Genomic DNA, 21868 nt, shown 5'->3' with positions numbered 1-21868 from the left:
TATGCCACACCCGTGCCGACATATCGTAGGTTGGGGTGCAAACCCCAACATGGCGCGCGCTACAAACATGGCGATGTTGGGGTTTGCACCCCAACCTACGTGTCGCAGTTGCGCCATGGCGCTGGAGGGCTAGGCCATGGCCGAGACCGAAAATGAAGACCGCACCGAACGAGCGTCAGACAAACGCCTTCAGGAAGCCCGTGAAAAAGGCGATATTCCCCGCTCGCGCGATCTCTCCGGCGCCATGGTGGTGTTGGCGGGTGCGAGCATCCTGCTTTCGTATGGCTCCAGCATGTATGCGCGGATGCAGCACATCTACGCGCTGGGTCTGGATTATTCGCGCGATGCCTTGTTCAGCGATGAATTGATGTCGCGCGCACTGCACGCGGCACTGGGCGACATGCTGGGTGTGCTGATGCCGGTGTTCGCTGCAACGCTGATCTCCGCGGTAGGTTCGTCCGTGTTGATCGGCGGCTTGAGTTTCAGCTCGCAAGCGCTGGTGCCGAACTTCCAGCGGCTTGATCCGATCTCCGGATTGGGACGGCTGGTCTCGCTCAACGGCCTGATCGAACTGGCCAAGTCGCTGTTGAAAGTCGCCTTTATCGGCGTTGCCTTGGTCGCGCTGCTGCGTCACGACGAAAGCGCTGTGATGGCAACCGGCCATGAAGCGATTGGCGCGGGCGTAGCGCATGCGCTGTCGCTGGTGGCGCATGCGGCGCTGTTGTTCGCCGTGCTGCTCGGCGTGATCGGCGGCCTCGACGCGATGTGGCAGCGTTTCGATTACGACCGCAAGCATCGCATGTCCAAGCAGGAGCTGAAGGACGAGCACAAGGAAAGCGAGGGTGATCCGCACCTGAAGGGCCGCATCCGTCAGATGCAGCAGCAGATCGCGCGCCGCCGCATGATCCAGGACGTGCCCAAGGCCGACGTGGTGGTGGTGAACCCCACGCACTTTGCCGTCGCCCTGCGTTACGACGATGCGCGCATGCGCGCGCCACGTGTGGTCGCCAAGGGCCTGGACGTGCTCGCCATGCAGATTCGCCTGGTGGCCGACGCGCATCGCATTCCACTGGTGGAGGCGCCGCCGCTGGCGCGTGCGCTGTACGCCACCACCGAAATCGGTCACGAGATTCCGTCCGCGCTGTACGTCGCGGTCGCGCAGATTCTCGCCTACGTCTACCAGCTCAAGCAGGCCACCGAACGCGGCGGCCCGATTCCCGATGTGCCGCACCCGGATATCGATCCGGAGTTGCAAGGCCGTTACCGGCAGTAACCCATACTCAAGGCGACACGCATGGCAACCGCAAGCGTTCTCGACACTTTCAAGCAGGTCAGCCGCCGTGGCGCCGCCGCGCCGATCGTGATGCTCGCCATGCTGGCGATGCTGATGCTGCCGCTGCCGCCGTTCGTGCTGGATATTCTTTTCAGCTTCAACATCGCGTTGTCGCTGGTGATCCTGCTGGCGGTGGTGTACGTGATGCGTCCGCTGGAATTCGCGGCGTTTCCCACCGTGGTGCTGCTGGGCACGTTGTTGCGTCTGGCGCTCAATATCGCGTCCAGCCGCGTGATCCTGTTGCACGGCCACGATGGTGCCGGTGCGGCGGGCAAGGTGATCGAGGCGTTCGGCGAGTTCGTGATCGGCGGCAATTTCGCGGTCGGCCTGGTGGTGTTCGCCATCCTCACCATCATCAACTTTGTGGTGGTCACCAAGGGCGCGACACGCGTGTCGGAAGTGACCGCGCGCTTCACCTTGGATTCGATGCCCGGCAAGCAGATGGCGATCGACGCCGACCTCAATGCCGGCTTGCTTACACAGGAACAGGCGCGCGAGCGTCGCCAGGAAGTGCGCGAGGAAGCGGATTTCTACGGCTCGATGGATGGTGCATCCAAATTCGTGCGCGGTGACGCGACCGCCGGCATCCTGATCCTCTTCATCAACATCGTCGGCGGTTTTTTCGTCGGCATGTTGCAGCATGGCCTTTCCGCAGGCGAAGCAGCGCGTACGTACACATTGCTGACCATCGGCGACGGCCTGGTCGCGCAGGTGCCGGCGCTGATGCTGTCGATCGCTACCGCGGTGATCGTCACGCGCGTATCCAAATCGCACGACATGGGCAAGCAGGTGGTCGGCCAGGTGTTCGCGCAGCCGCGCGCGCTGGCCGTGGCCGGTGTGGTGCTGGGCACGATGGGCCTGATCCCCGGCATGCCGAACCTCGCCTTCCTGATGCTGGGCGCCGTGTGCGGCGGCGCGGCGTGGCTGATGGTCAAGCGCGAGAAAGAAACCAAGGAACGCCTGGCCAAGGCGGCCACCGAAGCCTTGCCCGCGCCGGCTGCTACCGAGCGCCTGGAGTTGGGCTGGGAAGACGTCGCCAGCGTCGACCCGGTCGGCCTGGAAGTGGGCTATCGACTGATTCCGCTGGTGGACAAGAACCAGGGCGGCGAGCTGATGTCGCGCATCAAATCAGTGCGGCGCAAGCTTTCGCAGGAATTGGGTTTCCTCGTCGCGGCCGTGCATATCCGCGACAACCTGGACCTGGGCCCCAATACCTACCGCGTCTCGCTGATGGGTGTGCCGATGGGCGAGGCGGAGGTGTATACCGAGCGCCATCTGGCCATCAATCCCGGCCGCGTGCATGGCACGCTGCAAGGCGTTCCCACGCGCGATCCGGCATTCGGGCTGGAAGCGGTGTGGATCGACAACAACCAGCGCGACCATGCGCAGGCGCTGGGTTACACGGTGGTCGATCCGGCCACGGTGATCGCCACGCACCTCTCGCACATCCTGCAGAACCACGCGCATGAGCTGCTCAGCCACCAGGACGCGCAGCAGCTCTTGGACCGCCTGGCGCAGACCGCGCCCAAGCTGGTGGAAGACCTGGTACCCAAGCGCCTTTCGCTGGGCGTGGTGGTGAAAGTGCTGCAAAACCTGCTGGCCGAGCGGGTGCCGGTGCGCAATATGCGCACCATTGTCGAGTCTTTGGCGGAGCACGCCGGCCAAAGTCAGGATCCTGGCGCTTTGACGGCGTATGTGCGTGTCGCACTTGGCCGTCAAATTGTGCAGGAGATCGCAGGTTTGGGCACAGAAATCCCGGTATTGACGCTCGCCCCGGAGTTGGAACAGATCTTGCTCGGATCACTCTCGAGCAGCGGTGCAGCTGGCGCAGCCGTAGAGCCTGGGCTTGCCGATCGCCTGCAGCAAAGCGTCGCTGAAGCGGCGCGGCGGCAGGAGGCGAACGGCGAACCCGCGGTGATGTTGGTGCAACCGCAACTGCGTCCGTGGCTCTCGCGCTTCACGCGCCACGTGGCTCAGAACCTGCATGTGTTGGCCTACAACGAAGTTCCGGACAACCGCCGTGTGCGATTGGTGCAGGCGATTGGACGTTGAGAGATGGGAGAGGGGTGAGATGGTGAGGCAAGCGATGACATTGAAGCTGCGAGCTTTGCTTTCTTTCTTTGCTGGACGCCAGCAAGGAAACGAGCAAGTACGTTCTTGCCTCACCGTCATTCCGGCGAAAGCCGGAATCCAGTCGAACATGCGTCCGAAGGACACGACATTTTTTTTGTTGAGTGCTGCGCACATCGTGCTTGCACTGGATTCCGGCTTTCGCCGGAATGACGACGACGCAAGATTAGGTATTTGCGCGTACTCACATAGCGCGGAGATGCCAGCGTGAAGATCAAACGCTTCCTCGCCCCCGATATGCGCCAGGCGATGCGCGACGTACGCACGGAGCAAGGTGCCGATGCCGTGATCCTTTCCACGCGCCGTCTCGAAGAAGGCATCGAAATCATCGCTGCCGTCGACTACGACGAAGCGCTGATGCGCGAAGCGGTACGCGTCAACACGCCGCCGACAGCAGCTCCAGCACCCGCGCCTGCACCGAGCAAGCCGCCGGTAAAGGAAGCGGTGAAAGAAACGCCGAAAGAACGTCTCAAAGAAATCGCCAGGGAAGCATCGAAGGAGCCGGCCAAGGAAACGCGCGCCGCCATCCCGCCGCCGCCTCCTCCCCCGCCGATGCCTTTGCCCACCACCGAGCTGGCCGCACTGCAGCCGATGATCGAACAGCATGCGCTGGAAACCGCGCGCATGCGCACCGAACTCGGTGGCTTGCGCCAGTTGCTCGAACAGCAGCTTTCCAGCCTTGCGTGGAACGACATGGAGCGCCGCAGCCCGATGCGCGCCCGCGTGTTGCGCGACATGTCGCGCCTCGGTATCGATACCGACGTCGCACGCCAACTGATCGATGAATTGCCGGAAGAAATCAACGCCGACCAGGCGCGCTACCTGCCGCTGGGTTTGCTCAGCCGTAGCCTGAAAGTCAGCGGCCGTGGCCTTGCCGATGTGTGTGGTGTCACCGCGCTGGTCGGCCCGACCGGCGTGGGCAAGACCACCACCATTGCCAAGCTTGCCGCGTGTGCGGTGATGCATCACGGCCCCAATAAGGTCGCGCTGGTCAGCACCGATCACTACCGCATCGGCGCCGCTGCGCAGCTTGAACATTACGGCCGTCTGCTCGGTGTACGTGTGTACCCCGCTTACGATGCCGTCGGTCTGGCGCAGACGCTGCACTTGCTGCGCGATCACCACACCGTACTGGTCGACACCGCCGGCGTCGGCGGCAACGATCCACGCCTGCAGCAACAGATGGACGTGCTGCGCGAAGCCACCGCACATGGCGCCGCCAGTTTGCGCGCCGGCCTGGTGCTGGCCGCGAATGCGCAGGCGTCCGCGCTGGACGATTCGGTGCGCGCCTACCTGCCACTGAAACCCAGCGTCTGTATCGCCACCAAGCTCGACGAAGCACCGAGCCTGGGTGGTTTGCTTTCCGTATTGATCCGTCACCGCATTCCGTTGGACTGCACCACCGATGGTCAGCGCGTTCCCGAAGACATCAGCGCCGCCGACGCGCGCGTGCTGGTGTGCCGCGCCGCGCAGCAGCAGCGCAAGCTCGGTTTCGGGGGCGATGACCTCGACATGGCCGAGCGTTTCGGCATGGCGGTGGCAGGACTATGAGCCTGTCTCACCGCTCCGCGTGGCCCGCGCCAGGTCTGTATGCACGCCAGTCAAGGAGGAGAGAGGGCGCGTATGTCGATACGTAACCGAACGAGGACGCCGAATGGCGTGCATACAGACCTGGCCCTTCGGGTTGCGTCTGAGCGGCCGCCATGCGGCAGCGCGCGGCTTGACCAGACAACCAGTCTGGCGCTGCGCCACGCACTACCACCTGACGACCGCTCAGACGCAACGCGGGCTACGCGGAGCGGTGAGACAGGCTCAACTACGAACGAGGCTTTGGAAGTGAATCAAGCAGCCGGCTTGCACAATCTGTTCTCCGCCGCTCGCACCAGCCAGCAGGAAGAACTCGACGTGTTCCACCAGGCGGCAAGTCTGCGGCCGGTCGTGCCTCGCTCGCGCATCACCCGCACCATCGCGGTAGCGGGCGGCAAGGGCGGCGTGGGCAAGACCACGGTCGCCGTCAATCTGGCGATGGCCATGGCCATGGCAGGTCGCGACGTGATGCTGCTGGATGCCGACATGGGCGTGGCCAACGTCGACGTACAGCTCGGCCTCAGCCCGATCCGCCACATGGGGCACATGCTGGAAGGCCTGTGCACGCTGCAGGACCTGGTCATGCCAGCGCAGCATGGTTTGAAAGTGGTGCCGGGCGGTTCGGGCGTGCGCCGCCTGGCCAAGATGGGCAACGGTGAACACGCTGCCGTGATCCGCGCGTTCGATGAGTTGCGGCAGCCGCCGGAATTTCTGGTGGTGGATACCGCGGCGGGCGTGGCCGACAACGTCGCCATGTTCGCCGCTGCTTCCGATGATGTGTTGATCGTGGTGTGCGATGAACTTGCTTCGCTCACCGATGCGTATGCGTTGATCAAGATTCTCGCCCACGAGTTCGGCGTGCGGCGCTTCCACATCGTCGCCAACATGGTCCGCCAGGCCGGCGACGCCAAGAAACTGTTCGAAAAACTCGCGCGTGTCTGCGGGCGCTTTCTCGACGTAGCGCTCGACTACATGGGCATGGTGCCGCACGACGAATGGTTGCGGCAGGCGATCCGGCGCCAGGGCGCGGTGGTCGACCTGTGGCCTTCCAGCCGCGCAGCGGTGGGATTCAAGCAATTGGCAGGTGCGGTCGATACATGGGGAAAACCCGCGTACCCGGACCTTGGCCGAATTGCCTTTTTCAGCGGGCAGGGCCTGCCGGCTGCGGGGTGGTGACATGAATGTGGCTTCGGGATATCTGCAGCTGCAACGCGAGGACGCGGACCAACTGGTGCGCAAGCATGCGCCGCTCGTGCGGCGCATCGCCTACCACTTGATGGGCCGCCTGCCGCCGAGCGTTGACGTAGGAGATTTGATGCAGGCGGGGATGATCGGCTTGCTGGAGGCGGCGCGAAACTTTACGACCGATCGCGCGGCCAGCTTCGAAACGTATGCGGGCATCCGCATCCGTGGCGCGATGCTGGACGAACTCCGGCGCACCGATTGGACCCCGCGTTCGGTGCATCGCAAGGTGCGCGAAGTCGCGGAAGTGACGCGCCAGATCGAAAACGAAACCGGTGCCGATGCGGATACCGCCGAGGTGATGAAGCGGCTCGGCATGACTGCCGAGGAGTATCACCAGGTGCTGACCGACGCGACCAGCGCGCGGTTGCTGAGCCTGACGGCGCCGGATGACGGCGAAGGCGGCGAGGCCGGCGCGCTGGATGTGGTCGATCACGACAGCCTGGGGCCGCAGGACAGCTTCGAGCAGGAGAACCTGAGCGAAGCGCTGGCCGAGGCGATCGGCACGCTGCCGGAACGCGAACAACTGGTGATGTCCCTGTACTACGAGCAGGAGATGAACCTGAAAGAAATCGGCATGGTGCTCGGCGTGACGGAATCGCGCGTGTGCCAGATCCACGGCCAGGCACTGGTGCGGCTGCGTGCACGCATGGGCGACTGGCGCGGTTAGCAACAACGAACGAGAAGGAGCAGGCAACGAGTTTCAGATCCTCAACACACGCATTCCGCAACCGGCGGGTGCATGCCTCTTTCTTCGGAAGAGGGCTTCCGGGCAAACACGGTTTGGCAGCGCGTCCTGGCTTGGCTGACCGAAAACCCCGCGAGACCTTCTTCCGAAGGACAGAAGAAACACCGACGGTTCGCACCTCACTCGTTTCTCAATTCCCCCTCGTTTTCAAAGCCTCTGGAGAACGTGTTTGGACAAGAACATGAAAATTCTGGTGGTGGACGATTTTTCCACCATGCGGCGAATCGTTCGCAACCTGCTGGTCGAACTGGGTTTCAGCAACCCGCTCATCCAGGAAGCCGACGACGGCCATAACGCCATGGCGATGCTCAAGGCCAACAGCTTCGACATGGTCGTGACCGACTGGAACATGCCGAACATGACCGGCATCGAGCTGCTGCAGGCGATCCGCGCCGAGCCCAAGCTGAAAGGCTTGCCGGTATTGATGGTCACCGCCGAGAACAACCGCGAGCAGATCATCGCCGCCGCCCAGGCCGGCGTGAACGGCTACATCGTCAAACCTTTTACGGCGAACACGCTCAAGGAAAAGCTGGACAAGATCTTCGAGCGCCTGGCCGCCAGTGGAGCTTCCGCATGAATGCCGTGACCGTTCCCGTCAACGAGAGTCTTCCGCCCGAAGTCATCGATTTGCTCAACAGCAAGGACGGCGCTGCGTTCGAGCAGGCGCTCGACACGATGGTGCGCCAGCGCGAACAGCATCTGTTCCGCGCACTCGGCGTGCTGGCGCGCGACCTGCATGGCGCCGTGTCCCGTCTCGGCAGCGACCTGGCCAACGAAGGCGTGCCCGACAGCATGGTCGATGCGCGCAACTATCTGGCCGAAGTGCTGGAAATGAGCGCGCAGGCCGCGCACCGCAGCCTGGACTTCGTCGATCGCATCCGACCGGAAGCCGACGCGCTTTCCAGCAACGCCAAGGCCGTGCTCGATTTCAACAATGGCGAAAGCGATCCGGCCGCGGTGCTCGCACGCCAGGCGCAGGTATTCGCCAATGCATGCAGCGAAGGCCTCAACGACATGGTGCTGGTGCAGTCCTGGCAAGACCTGGCCGGCCAGCGCGTGAAGAAAGTCGTGGGCTTTATCGAAAGCGTGGAATCGTCGCTGCTGGAACTGGTGCGCCTGACGGGTGCGCTGGCCGGACGCGAAGCGCCGGTGGAAGTGGCGAAGGTGCATAGCCAGGACGAAGTGGATCGTCTGCTTAGCGAGTTTGGGTTCTGAGCATGCTGCAGATGACTTGCCGTGAACAACTCCCTCCCCTACGTGCAGTAGGGGAGGGTCGGGGTGGGGTGAAGCCCCCAGCCTCGCGGCGTGTTTATGCTCCACGGCAAGCTCGGACAACCCCACCCCAGCCCTCCCCTGCGCGCAGGGGAGGGGGCACAGCCCTGCATCGTGTTGTGGTTCGCGAGGATGCACATTGATGGACGCTAACCTCGACAGCGAGCTGCGTGACGATTTCCTGGTCGAGGCTGGGGAATTGGTGCAACGGCTAGGTGAACAGCTGATCGAGCTGGAAGCCTCGCCGCACGATCGCGAATTGCTCAATGCCGTGTTCCGCGTCTTCCACACGGTGAAGGGCGGCGCGGGCTTTCTCGGTATCGAGCCGATGGTGCAGCTGTGCCATTGCGCCGAGGAACTGCTCAACGACGCGCGCAACGGCAGGCTGGTGCTCAACTCGACGCATATGGATGCGTTGCTGGAAGCGCTGGACCTGCTCAACGGGATGATGGCCGCCTTGGCGAATGGCGACGCGATGTCGCCGCCGCCTGCGGCCTTGCTCGAAAAGCTGCAGCCCGCCGCAGAAAGCGCCGTAGCGGCTGCCGAACCGGCCAAGCCTGTGCGTTCCGCCGATCCCATCGAAGCGGAATTCGAAGCCCTGCTCGACACGTTGTACGGCCAGGGCGGCGCGCCGGGCGCGACCAAACACGTTTCCAACGACATCAACGACGACGAATTCGAAAGCCTGCTCGATACCTTGCATGGCAAGGGTGCTGCGCCGGGTGCGGCGAAAGCGGCTGAGCCGGAAAAGAAAGAAATCAGCGACGACGAATTCGAGGCCCTGCTGGACAATCTGCATGGCAAAGGCAGTGCCCCGGGCCAAGCTGCTGCGGTGGCGGTGCCATCATCTGCGCCTATACCCGTACCGGCTCCTGTTGCAGCGGAACCGGCACGTCCGGCCGGTGCTGCAAAAACATCGACAGCCGAAAACACGGTGCGTGTCGACACGACGCGCCTGGATACCCTGGTCAGCCGTGCCGGTGAATTGGTGCTGTTGCGCAACCGCTTGCTGAGCCTGGCATCGCGCAGCGACAACGAAACGCTGGCAGCCATGGCCGGCGATCTCGATCGCGTCTCCGACGATCTGCAGAACGCCGTGCTTGGCATGCGCATGCAGCCGGTCGGTCGGCTGTTCCAGCGCTTTCCACGCATCGTGCGCGATCTCGCGCGCCAGCTCGGCAAAGACATCGAACTGATTACCGAAGGCGAAGAGACCGACCTCGACCGCAGCCTGGTCGAAGCGCTGGCCGATCCGCTGATTCACTTGCTGCGCAATGCGGTCGACCATGGCCTGGAAGATCCCGCGGGACGCGAACGTGCCGGCAAACCGCGCAAGGGCAAGGTGAAGCTCTCGGCCAGCCAGCGCGGCGAACGCATCGTGATTTCCGTGAGCGACGATGGCCGTGGCATGGATCCGGAAGTGCTCCGCCGCAAGGCGGTGGAGAAAGGTGTCATCGACGCGACGCAGGCCGCGCGCCTGTCCGAAGTCGAATGCTATGAACTGATTTTCCGCCCTGGCTTCAGCACCGCCGCGCAGATTTCCGACATCTCCGGCCGCGGCGTCGGCATGGACGTGGTGAAGACCCGCGTGGCCGAACTCGGCGGCACGCTGCAGGTGTATTCGCGCCTGGGCCACGGCAGCACGCTGGAACTCACCGTGCCGCTGACGCTGGCGATTCTGCGTGTGCTGATGGTGCGCGTGGGCGATCGCCTGTTCGCGCTGCCGCTGGGCAACGTCAGCGAAGTATTTGAACTCAGCCCGCAGCACGATCACATGCTCGACGGCCGCCGCGTCGCCGCGCATCGCGGCCGTGCGCTGGTGCTGGGCGATCTCGGTGATTGGGCGGCTGTGCCGGGTCCGGGTGGACGTCACGTGGTGGTGTTGCATGTCGGCCACATGCACCTCGGTTGCTTGGTGCACGAGGTCATTGGTCGCGAAGACGTGATGGTGAAGCCGCTGGGACCGCTATTTGAAGGCGTGCCTGGCGTTGCTGGCGCGACGGTTACCGGCGACGGACGTCTTGCCTTGGTATTGGATCTCGCAGCGTTGTCGCAGGACGACGGGCGCTTGTTGCCCTCACTGAAGGTGTCGGCGTGATGAAAATTTTCAATGACACCTTGAACTCGTCGTCCCGGCGCACGCCGGGACCCAGCGACTTCGCTGCAACAAAGACACTAGGCCCCGGCGTTCGCCGGGGCGACGGGCTGAAGATTTACCGCGAGACACAAACATGGACGTCGTAAGCATCATCGGCACCATCCTCGCCTTCGTCGTGCTGATTGTCGGCGCGATCCTCAAGGGCACCGACGTCTCCGCGCTGTGGAATCCGGCGGCGTTCGTGATCGTGTTCATCGGCACCATCTCCGCCTTGCTGTTGCACACGCAGGGCAAGGTGCTCAAGCGCGCGGCGGGCATGTTGAAGATGGTGTACCAGCCGCCGGAACTGCATCCGTCCGACTTGATCAGCCGCGTGATCGGCTGGAGTGAAATCTCGCGTCGCCAGGGCTTGCTCGGCCTGGAGCCGCATATCGATGCGGAAGATGATCCGCTGGTGAAGAAGGGTTTGCAGTTGCTGGTCGACGGCAGCGAGCCTGAAGCCATTCGCACCACGCTGGAATTGGAAGTAGCTACGCGCGAACACGCGGATCTGCAGGCCGCCAAAGTGTATGAGCAGGGCGGTGTGTATTCGCCGACCATGGGCATCATCGGCGCGGTGCTGGGGCTGATGGCGGTGATGCGCGATCTTACCGATCCGGCCAAGCTTGGCCACGGCATCGCGGCGGCGTTCGTTGCCACCATCTATGGCATCAGCCTGGCCAACCTGCTGTTGCTGCCGATCGGCGCACGGCTGAAGGCGCTGATCAACAAGCAGACGCAGGTGCGTGAAATCCTGATCGAAGGTTTGATCTCGATCGCGGAAGGCGACAACCCGCGGCAGATCGAAAGCAAACTGCAGGGCTATCTCGTATGAGACGCCGGCACAAGCACGAAGAGCATGCCAACCACGAAGCCTGGGTGATTCCGTACGCGGATCTGCTCACGTTGCTGCTGGCGTTGTTCGTGGTGCTGTATGCGATGTCGAGCGTCAACACCACCAAATACCGCGCACTGGCGCAGGCGATCTCGGCAGCGTTCAACGGTTCGCGCGCGGTGATCCAGCCGGTGACGCCGAACTCGCCACAATCGAGCACGCCGGTGCCGACCAACAAACCGGCGCCGATTCCGCGCACGCCGCTCGCACAAATCCTTTTGCCGGTGCTTACGCAGCACATCGCTGCACCCAATGCATCGCCAGGCACGCCGACCGACCAGAACAAGACCAAGCTCAGCGAAGAGCAGCAGAACCTCGAGCGCATCCGCAATGAGGTGGAGCACGCACTGCAGCCGCTGATCGACAAGAACCTGGTAGTGGTGCGGCGTACGCCTAACTGGCTGGAAATCGAGATTCGCACGGACATTCTGTTTCCCAGTGGCGTAGCAACCTTGTCGCCTTCGGCCACGCAGATCCTGACCAGCCTCGGCGACATCCTGGCGCCGTTCGGCAATCCCTTGCGCGTGGAAGGCTATACCGACGATATGCCGATCAATACGGCCGTCTATCCTTCCAACTGGGAGCTTTCCGCAGCGCGTGCCGCGAGCGTGGCGCGTCTGTTTGCGGAGCACGGCGTCGATCCGGAGCGGCTGGGCATCGTCGGCTGGGGGCAATATCGCCCCGCGGCAGACAACACCAGCATCGATGGCCGCAACAAGAACCGCCGCGTGCTGGTGGTGGTGTTGAGCGACAAGGCGGCACCGCGCCGCTTCTATACCAATAGCGACCAGATCAATCAGACGGCCGATACGAACGGCGATGCGACGGACGATTCGAATGCACCCGCTTCACCGGCACCGTCCGTTGCCGCGCAACCGGCCGCTCCCGTGCAGACGGCACCGCTCGTCGTTACACCGCCGGCCACGCTGCCCGCGCCGCAAGTCATCACTCCCATTGCGTCGCTGATCACCACGCCCGAGGCGCCGCATGCAATCACGCCCGACAACAAGGGATAACGCATGAGCCTCGTTCCCAACCCCGAAGCCATCGCCCGCGAACCGTGGCTGACCTTCCAATTGGACGGCCAGCATTACGCGGTACTGCTGAGCCGCGTAAGCGAGGTGATCCGCGACAGCGCCCCCACGCCGGTACCCGGTGCAGCCAGCGATCTGCTCGGCATCTGCCATCTGCGCGGCAACATCGTGCCGGTGATGGATGGGCGCCGCCGGCTGGGTTTGAACACGACGACGGCGGTGGATTCGGCTTCCAGCCGAATCGTGGTCTGCACGCATGAAACGCATCGCGTCGGCGTGCGTGTGGATGCCGTAGGCGAGTTGCTGCAACCCAAACCCGAGGCGATCGAACTCCCACCGATGCGTTCCGGCCGCGTGGATGATCCGGTGCAGGCGGTGATGGGCTGGCAGGGCGGATTCGTGGCGTTGCTGGATGTGGCGAAGCTTTGCCGGCTGGAACGCGGCACCAAGGAAGCCGCTTAACCGCAACGGAATTCCAGTCTTCGCCGGCATGATGCCAAGGCAGACTCAGGGTTTGCGCGAAATCTCATAGATACTCGCCAACACCGCCGCCGCCGCCGCGTACAACAACGGCGGTACATCCGCGCTCATGCGCAGTGACACCAATAGCGCAGCGATCTGCGGATCGTGATGCACGGGCAAGCCAAGCGCATTCGCATGCTTGAGCAGGTTCTCCACGTCATGCGTCGTAACGCCGGACGACGCCTGGTTGCCTTCGGCCGCACCCGGAAGGCGTAGCACTACTTTGCGTTGCGGCGCGGGCAGTGCAGGCGTGCTCATACCGTTGCCTTCAGGAACACCGCGCTCATGCTGCTGCCGGCTTGCGGCAGGCCGAACTGGCAGCTCAATTGGTCCAGGAACAACCCAGTGGCGCCGAGACGCTGGCGCAAGTCTTCGAACTGGTTTTCCAGCAGATCCACCGTATCGCGATGTTGCGCCCACAGCCGCACCGACAAGCGCAGGCCGCGCAAATGCAGTTCGCCGACGATGGGACCGAGCGACGGAAGGTCCAGCGAAAAGCCCATGGTCCAGTCTTGTTCGGCTTCCGGCTCGTGCTTGAGCGAGAGCTGCAGCACGTCGGCGCCGTCCTCATCCTGCACTGGAATCTCGACGATCCAATGATTGGGATTGGCTTGCAACTGCGCCACTTCCAGACGTGCCAGGGCTGCTTGCACGTCGGTGTAAAGGCGTGGCAACAGTTCGGTGGCATCCGTGGTATTGGCCAATTCCAGTGGCAGCGGTATACGCCCTTGCGGTACCACGCCGCGATACAGCAACGGCGGGTCGACTTCGCTGTCGCTGCTTTCCCCGAGCATGGCCTGGCCTTTCAGGATGGCGACCAGGCGCAGCAGCGAGCCTTTCATGTCGTCGTGCGCGGTGGTGGCATCGCTGGCTGGCGCTTGCGCGAGCTGCGCTTCGAGAAACAATCCACTGCGATTCACCGCCTGGCGCAAGCCATCGGCGGTGGCCAGTTCGCGTGGCGTGCTCATGCTGTGTTCGAGCAATGCGAGGGCCGAACGCACGTAAGGCGGCAGTTGCTTGGCGATGGACCACTGCGACAGTGCACCCACCGTGGCAAGCAGCGGCGCATAACCGTTCTGTTGCGGCAGACGCTCGCGCAGCGCCTGGTGGACGGTGCTGTCGGGATGGGTATCGACCCCAAGAATTTCCAACTGCGGTTGCGCACCCACACTGAGCACACGGACCTGGAATTGCGGTGGCAGCTTGGTGCCCGGCGCTTCGGCCTCGACCGTAAGCGCGCCGATCTGCAGCACCAGCAGCCCCTGTTCGTTGACGCCGAGGGGACGCGCGGACAACACGTTGCCAATGCGCCAGCCTTCAGAGCTGGCGCCTGCGGCGGCACCGAGCCAGGTCAGTGCGGCAACGCTGGTTGGCTGGATGATCACGCTTGGCTCCTTGGCCAGCGACGCGCTGGTGGGCACGTTGTTCGCGAACCTTCGAGGTAGGTATCGGCCCCTCGTGGCGAAACTTTAGGGAGAGTTTAGAGAGAGCCGTCCCGGCGCCGGGACTTGGCTTCGTAGGTTGGGGTGCAAACCCCAACACTGCCGTGCGTGCATACATCGCAATGTTGGGGTTTGCACCCCAACCTACGAACTACCTAAAGCCGTTCCACTTCCCGCCGATAAATCTCGCAACAGACCAACCCAGCGAGGTGACCACCATGGGCGGCAAAAGCAAAAGCGAAGCGCGGGTCAGCATGCCTGCGGACTGCCGTATCGCCGAGGTCGGCGTGCTGTACACGCAGCTGCGTGGCGCCCTGGAATCCTCGCAGATCGTCCTGGACGGCACCACGGTGGACCGCGTCGATACGGCCGCGCTGCAGTTGCTGGTGGTGTTCCAGCGCGAAGCAAAGCAGCGCGAGCGCCAGCTGCAGTGGGCGGGCGTGAGCGCGCCGCTGTATGACGCGGCGAGCCAGTTGGGTTTGACGGAAGCATTGGCATTGCCGGCGAAGAAGCCGGCCTGAACTCGAGGTGGAAGATGGCGAAGATTCTTGCGGTGGACGATTCGGCGTCGATGCGCGGCATGGTGGCATTTACGCTGCGCAGCGCCGGCTATGACGTGAGCGAGGCGGAGAACGGACAGATGGCGCTGGATACGGCGGCATCCTCGAAGTTCGATCTGGTACTCGCCGACGTGAACATGCCGGTGATGGATGGCATCAGCATGGTGCGCGAGCTGCGTACGCGTGCCGAATACAAGGGCGTGCCGATCCTGATGCTGACCACCGAGTCCAATACGGACAAGAAGATGGAAGGCAAGGCGGCGGGCGCGACGGGTTGGCTGGTGAAGCCGTTCGATCCGGAGCAGTTGCTGGCGACCGTGAAGCGTGTGCTTGGCTGAACTTACCCAGCCGTCATTCCGGCGAACGCCGGAATCCAGTTCAAACACGTTGTGCGAAGCACTCAGCACTAGTTTTTGTGTCCTTCGGACGCGTATTTAGACTGGATTCCGGCGTTCGCCGGAATGACGGTGAGGCATCGACTGGTAGCAGGGTTAATCCAGGATTCTCTTTCTTATGAGCAACATCAGCATCGCGCAATTCCACAAAGTCTTCTTCGAGGAAAGCCTGGAAGGCCTCGATGCCATGGAAGCGGCGCTGCTGGCGCTCGACGAAGGCGGCGATGCGGAGCTGGTGCACAGCATTTTCCGCGCGGCGCACTCGATCAAAGGCGGCTCGGCCACGTTCGGTTTTCCGGACATGGCGGCGCTGACGCATGAAGCCGAATCGCTGCTCGACCAGGTACGCGATGGTCGCCGTGCGATCGACAAGTCCATCATCGAACTGATGCTGCGCACGGTGGACTGCCTGCGCGGCATGTTCGATCGCGCGCAGAACGGCCAGCCGCTGGCCGATGCGGACAGTGAAAACCTCAAGCAGCAGCTTGCTGTGGCAGCCGGTAACAACGTGCCTGCCGCCGCGAACAAGGCTGCTGCAAAACCGGCCGCATCCAGCGGCTGGATCATTCAGTTCCGTCCCCACGCTGGCATGTTGGCCGGCGGCAACGACCCGTTGCGTCTATTGCGTGAACTGGCTGCGCTCGGTCAGCTGGTCGTCGAGGCACAGTTGGATCGTGTGCCCACGCTGGACGCGCTCGACCCTTCCGAATGCCATCTTGGTTGGCGCATCGAATTGACTGGCGCGGTCAGCCAGGACGCGATCAAGACGGTGTTCGAGTGGGTCGAAGACGAATGCGATCTGACCATCGAGCCGCTCGTTGCCGTCGCGCCACCGCCCGCGCCAGCCGTCGAAGCCGTAGCAACACCGGCAGCTGGTGCGGGCGCCGCGGCAGGAACGACGCGCGCGGCGGCGAGCAGCAACGACGCCGGCTCCGTGCGCGTGGCGATCGACAAGATCGACGGCCTGATCGACCTGGTTGGCGAACTGGTCATCACCCAGGCGATGCTCGATCAGTTCCGTGAGGAATTCGATCCTTCGCGTCTGGCGATGCTGCAGCACGGCCTGGCGCAACTGGCCCGCCACACGCGTTCGCTGCAGGAAAGCGTGATGGGCATCCGCATGCTGCCGATCGGCTCGGTGTTCAACCGCTTCCCGCGCCTGGTGCGCGACCTCAGCCAGAAGCTGGGCAAGCAGGTGAAGCTGGATCTGGTCGGCGAACACACCGAGCTCGACAAGACCGTGCTGGAAAAAATCGGCGATCCGCTCGTGCACCTGGTGCGCAATGCGATCGACCATGGCCTGGAAATGCCGGAAAAGCGTCGTGCTGCCGGCAAGAACGAAGTAGGCACGCTGCGCCTGGAAGCGTTCCATCGTGGCGGCTCGATCGTGGTGGAAATTTCCGATGACGGTGCCGGCCTCAATCGCGATGCGATCATCGCCAAGGCGTTGCAGAAGGGCTTGATCAAGAGCGGCGACGACCTGAGTGATGAAGCGGTCGGCGAACTGATTTTCCAGCCGGGTTTCTCTACCGCTGCCGTTACCACGGATCTTTCCGGCCGTGGCGTGGGCATGGACGTGGTTCGCCGCAACGTGGTGGATCTGGGCGGCAACGTCGCCATCAAGAGCCGCGCGGGGCAGGGCACCACGTTCACCATCACCTTGCCGTTGACGCTGGCGATCATCGACGGCCTGCGCGCGGCCGTGGGTGGCGAGTGCTACATCGTGCCGCTGGTGTCGATCGTGGAATCGGTGCAATTGCGTGCCGATGCCGTGCGCAGCGTGACCGGTGGCGGCGAGCTGTTCCGCTTCCGCGGCGAATACCGGCCGATCGTGCGCCTGCATCAGCAGTTCGGTTGCGCCAACGCACGACAAAACATCGAAGACGGCCTGGTCATCGTGGTCGAAGCGGATGGCACGCAAATTGGCCTGTTCGTCGATGAACTGGTCGGTCAACAACAAGCGGTCGTCAAATCGCTGGAAGCCAATTATCGCCGCGTGGATGGTATTTCCGGCGCGACCATTCTGGCCGACGGTTCAGTGGCCTTGATCGTCGACGTGGCCGGTTTGATTCGCCTGCAATCGCGCCGCAAGGCGGCGTAATAACGGCGGAGCCGGGGGAAGGGCTCCGTTTTCCGAATGACTCGCGCGAACAGCGCGCGGCCGTGCATGGACGCGGTGGGGCCATGCGCCCCGTGTTTCCATGCTACTGAAGGTTTGCCGTCATGATGTCCCCACTCAAAATGCTCGAACACCTCAGCCTCTCGGCGCGGGTGTGGCTGGTCATCGCCATCGTCGTCGTGGGGTTGCTGGCGTTGACCGTGATGTCGGCCGTCGACAGCCGCAGCTTGCAGATGCAGGCGCGTGAGCGTGCACTGGGCGATGAAGTCGCCACGGCAACGTCGCTGATGCAGAGCTACCATGACCGCGCTGCGAAAGGCGAATTCAGCGAGCCGGAAGCACAACGCCGCGCGTTGAATGCGCTGTCCGCACTGCGTTGGAACGACGGCACCGGCTACGTCTACGTGTTCGATTCGAACCTGACCATGCGCATGCATCCGGTCATGCCCAAACGTGTAGGCAAAAGCATCCGCGACGACAGCGATGCCACCGGCAAGTACATGTATCGCGAGATGCTCGCGGCTGATCAGCGTGATGGTCACGGCTTGACCGAATACATGTGGCCGATGCCGGGCAGCAAGGGTAACAAGCTGAAAATGACCTACACGGCCTACTACAAGCCGTGGGACCTGCATGTAGCCGCGGGCGCGTATTTCGTCGACATCGACGCGCAGTTTCGCCAAATGCTGGTAGGCAGCCTGCTGCGCGCGGGACTGGCCGGGTTGCTGGTGATCCTGGTGGTGTGGGAATCGATGCGCAGCATCCGGCAAAGCATCGGCGGCGAACCGAGGACTGCGTTGGCCCTGGCGGCGCGCATTGCCGATGGCGATTTGCGCGATGAGGATGTATCCGCCGCGGCATCAGGCAGTTTGCTGGATGCCCTGGGTCGCATGCGCGGCAAACTGACCGACGTGGTGGGTGAAGTGCAGCAGGGCGCACACACGGTCACCGCGGCCGCGCAACAGATCGCGCATGGCAATGACGACCTGAGCTATCGCACGCAGGAACAGGCTTCCAGCTTGGAGGAAACCGCCGCGTCGATGGAGGAAATGACCGCCACGGTAAAGCAGAGCGCGGACAACGCCCAGCACGCCAGCCAGCTTGCCGTCGCCATGCGCACGCAGGCAGAGCGCGGCGGCGATGTCGCCGCACGCGCCAGCGCGGCGATGCAGGACATCCAGCAGGCCAGCGGGCAGATCGCCGAGATCGTCGGCCTGATCGATGAAATTGCCTTCCAGACCAACTTGCTGGCGCTGAACGCAGCGGTGGAAGCCGCGCATGCCGGTGAGCAGGGCCGCGGCTTTGCGGTCGTCGCCGACGAGGTACGCAACCTGGCCCAGCGCAGTGCCCGCGCCGCCAGGGAAATCAAGACGCTGATCGGCGACAGCACCGAGAAGGTGCAGGCTGGCGCGCAACTGGTGGATGAATCCGGCCTGGCCTTGGCCGGGATCATCACCAGCGTGAAGAAGGTGGTCGACATCGTGGACGAGATCGCCGCGGCCAGCCAGGAGCAATCCGGCGGCATCGAGCAGGTGAACCGGGCCATGATGCAGATGGACCAGGCCACCCAGCAGAACGCCGCACTCGTTGAAGAGGCGGCGGCCGCGGCGCGCGCCATGCAGGAACAGGCGGACCGGCTGAATGCGCAGATGGGGTATTTCCGGGTGCATGGGGTGGTGCATGCCGGAGTGAAGAACCCTGCGCGCAAGCCGGCGGTGGGTGCCCTGGCTGCGGCGACACATTGATCCGATTTTATTCGGTCTCGCCGACACGCTCCCTCCCCTGCATCGGCAGGGGAGGGCCGGGGTGGGGTTGCGTGGGCTTGCCGCACACCGGGAATTCAGCGCGAGGTTGCTTCACCCCACCCCAGCCCTCCCCTACTACACGTAGGGGAGGGAGCAGGTAGCGCGGAACTGGGTTTTTCAGCACGCCGATGCCTCATTAGGCGCCGGTTCCCACCTCAAGTTTTCCCCCCAACCGCCGATTCCTCTTACGAACGGGAGCGCCGCCTGGACACGCTCCTACCCACGAGGCGAAACATGTCTGACCAAGCGCAATACCTCACCGTCAACCTTGCCCACGAGGAATACGGTATCGACATCCTGGCCGTGCGCGAGATTCGCGGGTGGACGCCCGTGACGCGCATTCCGCAATCGCCGCACTACGTGCTCGGCGTGTTGAACCTGCGCGGCGCCATCGTGCCGGTGATCGATCTGCGCCTGCGCTTTGGCCTCACGCGCGAGGAATACAACGCCACCACCGTCACCGTGATCATCACCGTGGCCGGCCGCCAGTTCGGCGTGGTGGTGGATGCCGTATCCGACGTGCTTGACGTCGCCAGCGATGCGCTTCGCCCGGTGCCTGACATGGGCACCACCGTGGATACCGAATACCTGAAAGGACTGACCTCCGTCGGCGACCGCATGGTGCTGCTGCTCGACGCAGACAAGCTGTTGCAGCCGCAGGATGCCCAGATGCTCGACGCCGCCCTCAACGCGGCCAGCGATGTGAAAGCCGTTGCCTGAAGGACAACACCCATGAAATTGCGTTTCCCGACATTCAAGTTCAAATCACTCACGGTACGGGCGCGGCTGGTCATGCTGGTCGGCCTGCTTGGCGTCATGTTGCTGGCTGGTGCGGCCATCGGGCTGTATTCCATGTCGCAGCAGAACGCCGGCACGCAGCGTATCTACGAAAGCGGTCTGGTACCCAGCCAGTACCTGGACCAGGTACGCAGCGACTCGCTCAAGTCGTTCCTCACGCTCAGCGAAGCGGCGGCGCTGGTCGGCAAAGCCGATCAGGTGAAGCAGAAGATGGCGGAGTTCGAGCGCTATCAGGCCGAGATGAATGACTATCTTGGCCGCTTCAGCAAGCTCCAGCTGAGCCCCGCGGTGGCGGCTGCCGTCAAGGATTGGCACTCCAGCGACAAGGACTATGAGCAGGCCAAGCAGGACGTGCTCGACGCCATCAAGCAATCCGACAACGGCGCTTCCGACCTGGTGGAAATGGAGCTGCGTCCGCTGCTGATGCAGCGCCAGGATGCGTTGGCCAAGCTGGTGAAGGTGCAGAGCGACGAAGCCGGCCAGATTTTCGATGCGCAGATCAAGAGCTATCAGCGCATCCGCATGATCACGTTGGTCGCACTGCTTGCCGGCCTGTTGTTCGCGGCGCTGCGTTCGGTCTTGCTGATCCGTTCGATCTCGCATGCCCTGGGCTACGCCATGAAGGTGGCCAACGAAATCGCGGGCGGCAAACTCGGCCACGCCATCGACGTGAAAGGCACGGACGAGCTGGCACAACTGCTCACCGCGCTGCGCACGATGGACCAGCGCCTGGTGGACATCGTCGCCGAAGTGCGCAATGGCTCCGATGCGGTCAGCACGGCAGCGCAGCAGATCGCACGCGGCAATGACGACCTGAGCCAACGCACGCAGGAACAGGCCTCCAGCCTGGAAGAAACCGCCTCGTCAATGGAAGAAATGACTTCCACCGTGAAGCAGAACGCCGAAAACGCCAGCCACGCCAACCAGCTTGCACGCGGTGCGCGCGAACAGGCCGAGCGCGGTGGTGAAGTGGCGGCGCAGGCGGTGACCGCGATGCGCGAGATCAACACGTCGAGCCGCAAGATTTCCGACATCGTCAGCCTGATCGACGAGATTGCCTTCCAGACCAACCTGCTCGCGTTGAACGCCGCTGTGGAAGCGGCACGTGCCGGCGAACAAGGCCGCGGCTTCGCGGTGGTGGCGACGGAAGTGCGCAACCTCGCGCAGCGCAGCGCGGGTGCGGCGAAGGAAATCAAGCTGCTGATCAACGACAGCGCCGACAAGGTGCGCGCAGGTACGGAACTGGTGGACCAATCCGGCAAAGCGCTGGCCGACATCGTCGACAGCGTGAAGAAGGTGACCGACATCGTGGCCGAGATCGCCGCCGCCAGCCAGGAACAATCGGCCGGCATCGACCAGGTCAACAACGCCGTGTCGCAGATGGACGAGATGACGCAGCAGAACGCCGCGCTGGTGGAAGAAGCTTCCGCTGCCGCTCGCGCCATGCACGAACAGGCCGGCGAATTGTCGCGGCAGGTGGGCTTCTTCCGTATCGGTGAGGAGGCGGCAGCCGCCGCGCCGGCCAAGCCGAAGGCGGCGGAAATCATGGCTGAAACGGAAGCGGTTTTCGCCGCCGTGCGCCAGTCCGCGCCGCCGGCTGCCGCATCGCGCCGTCCAGTACCGGCGACGACCGACAGCGACGTGTGGAAGGAATTTTGATGAGGCTTCCGCCTGTGCGGCATGCAGAGGCGGGAGTCGTGACATCAGGTTGAATGTGCCGGCTTCCTGGGGACGAAGCCGGCAGCGAAAGGAGTGACATCGGCGCAACCGGAGAGCGTGCATCACTCACATTCGAGCGGTGTCATCCGCTTACACAATGAGACGAGGTAGTCATCGTGACTCTGGGGAA

The 21868-nt window shown here is 63.5% G+C and carries 20 protein-coding genes; 18 read left to right on the top strand and 2 right to left on the bottom strand.

Going from position 1 to position 21868, the window contains the following annotated elements:
• Positions 1-136: 136 nt before the first annotated feature.
• The 12 genes from flhB to IEX75_RS07620 all read left to right on the top strand — a co-directional run bounded on the left by flhB (position 137) and on the right by IEX75_RS07620 (position 12840).
• Entirely contained in the window at positions 137-1273 is a 1137-nt protein-coding gene (gene flhB / locus IEX75_RS07675; RefSeq protein ID WP_188793633.1) for a flagellar biosynthesis protein FlhB, read from the top strand.
• A 21-nt stretch (positions 1274-1294) separates the two neighbouring features.
• Positions 1295-3385, top strand: a complete 2091-nt coding sequence (gene flhA / locus IEX75_RS07670; protein ID WP_188793632.1) for a flagellar biosynthesis protein FlhA — start codon at positions 1295-1297, stop codon at positions 3383-3385.
• A 34-nt stretch (positions 3386-3419) separates the two neighbouring features.
• Entirely contained in the window at positions 3420-3674 is a 255-nt protein-coding gene (locus IEX75_RS07665) for a hypothetical protein (RefSeq protein WP_188793631.1), read from the top strand.
• Positions 3671-5014, top strand: coding sequence for a flagellar biosynthesis GTPase FlhF (gene flhF / locus IEX75_RS07660; RefSeq protein WP_188793630.1), 1344 nt, complete (start codon positions 3671-3673; stop codon positions 5012-5014). The genes IEX75_RS07665 and flhF overlap by 4 nt, the downstream gene beginning before the upstream one ends.
• Positions 5015-5299: 285 nt before the next feature.
• The gene (locus IEX75_RS07655) at positions 5300-6226 is read left to right on the top strand and encodes a MinD/ParA family ATP-binding protein (protein ID WP_229720689.1); all 927 of its coding nucleotides are present in this window, start codon (positions 5300-5302) and stop codon (positions 6224-6226) included.
• Position 6227: 1 nt separating this feature from the next.
• Positions 6228-6962: an RNA polymerase sigma factor FliA gene (locus tag IEX75_RS07650; RefSeq protein WP_188793628.1), complete on the top strand. Its 735-nt coding sequence runs from the start codon at positions 6228-6230 to the stop codon at positions 6960-6962.
• Between the two features lie 247 nt (positions 6963-7209).
• Positions 7210-7617, top strand: coding sequence for a chemotaxis response regulator CheY (gene cheY / locus IEX75_RS07645; RefSeq protein WP_188793627.1), 408 nt, complete (start codon positions 7210-7212; stop codon positions 7615-7617).
• The gene (locus IEX75_RS07640) at positions 7614-8255 is read left to right on the top strand and encodes a protein phosphatase CheZ (protein ID WP_188793626.1); all 642 of its coding nucleotides are present in this window, start codon (positions 7614-7616) and stop codon (positions 8253-8255) included. Before cheY ends, IEX75_RS07640 begins: the two co-directional genes overlap by 4 nt.
• A gap of 199 nt (positions 8256-8454) precedes the next feature.
• Positions 8455-10410 carry a chemotaxis protein CheA gene (locus tag IEX75_RS07635; protein ID WP_188793625.1) on the top strand — a complete coding sequence of 652 codons (1956 nt, stop codon included), beginning with the start codon at positions 8455-8457 and terminating at the stop codon, positions 10408-10410.
• A 133-nt stretch (positions 10411-10543) separates the two neighbouring features.
• Complete coding sequence (locus IEX75_RS07630) at positions 10544-11284, top strand: flagellar motor protein (RefSeq protein ID WP_188793624.1); 741 nt, start codon at positions 10544-10546, stop codon at positions 11282-11284.
• On the top strand, positions 11281-12360 hold the full coding sequence (gene motD, locus IEX75_RS07625) for a flagellar motor protein MotD (RefSeq protein WP_188793623.1): 1080 nt from the start codon (positions 11281-11283) through the stop codon (positions 12358-12360). Before IEX75_RS07630 ends, motD begins: the two co-directional genes overlap by 4 nt.
• Before the next feature lie 3 nt (positions 12361-12363).
• On the top strand, positions 12364-12840 hold the full coding sequence (locus tag IEX75_RS07620; protein WP_188793622.1) for a chemotaxis protein CheW: 477 nt from the start codon (positions 12364-12366) through the stop codon (positions 12838-12840).
• 45 nt (positions 12841-12885) lie between these two features.
• On the opposite strand, the gene IEX75_RS07615 is transcribed toward IEX75_RS07620, so the two are convergent.
• Both IEX75_RS07615 and fliK read right to left on the bottom strand, forming a co-directional pair.
• Positions 12886-13158, bottom strand: a complete 273-nt coding sequence (locus IEX75_RS07615; protein WP_188793621.1) for a flagellar biosynthesis protein — start codon at positions 13156-13158, stop codon at positions 12886-12888.
• Complete coding sequence (fliK, locus tag IEX75_RS07610; protein ID WP_188793620.1) at positions 13155-14285, bottom strand: flagellar hook-length control protein FliK; 1131 nt, start codon at positions 14283-14285, stop codon at positions 13155-13157. The genes IEX75_RS07615 and fliK overlap by 4 nt, the downstream gene beginning before the upstream one ends.
• Before the next feature lie 275 nt (positions 14286-14560).
• Here fliK and IEX75_RS07605 point away from each other — a divergent pair, with 275 nt between their 5' ends.
• The 6 genes from IEX75_RS07605 (at position 14561) to IEX75_RS07580 (ending at position 21678) form a co-directional block, all read left to right on the top strand.
• Positions 14561-14863, top strand: a complete 303-nt coding sequence (locus IEX75_RS07605; RefSeq protein ID WP_188793619.1) for an STAS domain-containing protein — start codon at positions 14561-14563, stop codon at positions 14861-14863.
• Between the two features lie 14 nt (positions 14864-14877).
• Positions 14878-15240: a response regulator gene (locus tag IEX75_RS07600; RefSeq protein WP_188793618.1), complete on the top strand. Its 363-nt coding sequence runs from the start codon at positions 14878-14880 to the stop codon at positions 15238-15240.
• A gap of 175 nt (positions 15241-15415) precedes the next feature.
• Positions 15416-17398, top strand: a complete 1983-nt coding sequence (locus IEX75_RS07595) for a chemotaxis protein CheA (RefSeq protein ID WP_188793617.1) — start codon at positions 15416-15418, stop codon at positions 17396-17398.
• A 125-nt stretch (positions 17399-17523) separates the two neighbouring features.
• Positions 17524-19161 carry a methyl-accepting chemotaxis protein gene (locus IEX75_RS07590; protein WP_423373311.1) on the top strand — a complete coding sequence of 546 codons (1638 nt, stop codon included), beginning with the start codon at positions 17524-17526 and terminating at the stop codon, positions 19159-19161.
• Positions 19162-19455: 294 nt separating this feature from the next.
• Positions 19456-19941 (top strand): chemotaxis protein CheW, encoded by a 486-nt coding sequence (locus tag IEX75_RS07585; RefSeq protein ID WP_188793615.1) that lies wholly within the window; start codon positions 19456-19458, stop codon positions 19939-19941.
• A gap of 12 nt (positions 19942-19953) precedes the next feature.
• A complete protein-coding gene (locus IEX75_RS07580) occupies positions 19954-21678 on the top strand; it encodes a methyl-accepting chemotaxis protein (protein ID WP_188793614.1) in 1725 nt (574 codons plus the stop codon).
• The last annotated feature ends 190 nt before the right edge of the window (positions 21679-21868 follow it).

Source organism: Dyella nitratireducens (assembly GCF_014642835.1).
Taxonomy (GTDB): Bacteria; Pseudomonadota; Gammaproteobacteria; order Xanthomonadales; family Rhodanobacteraceae; genus Dyella_B; species Dyella_B nitratireducens.
Note: the sequence above shows the minus strand (reverse complement) of the source record. Positions and strands in the feature narration are given on the sequence as shown.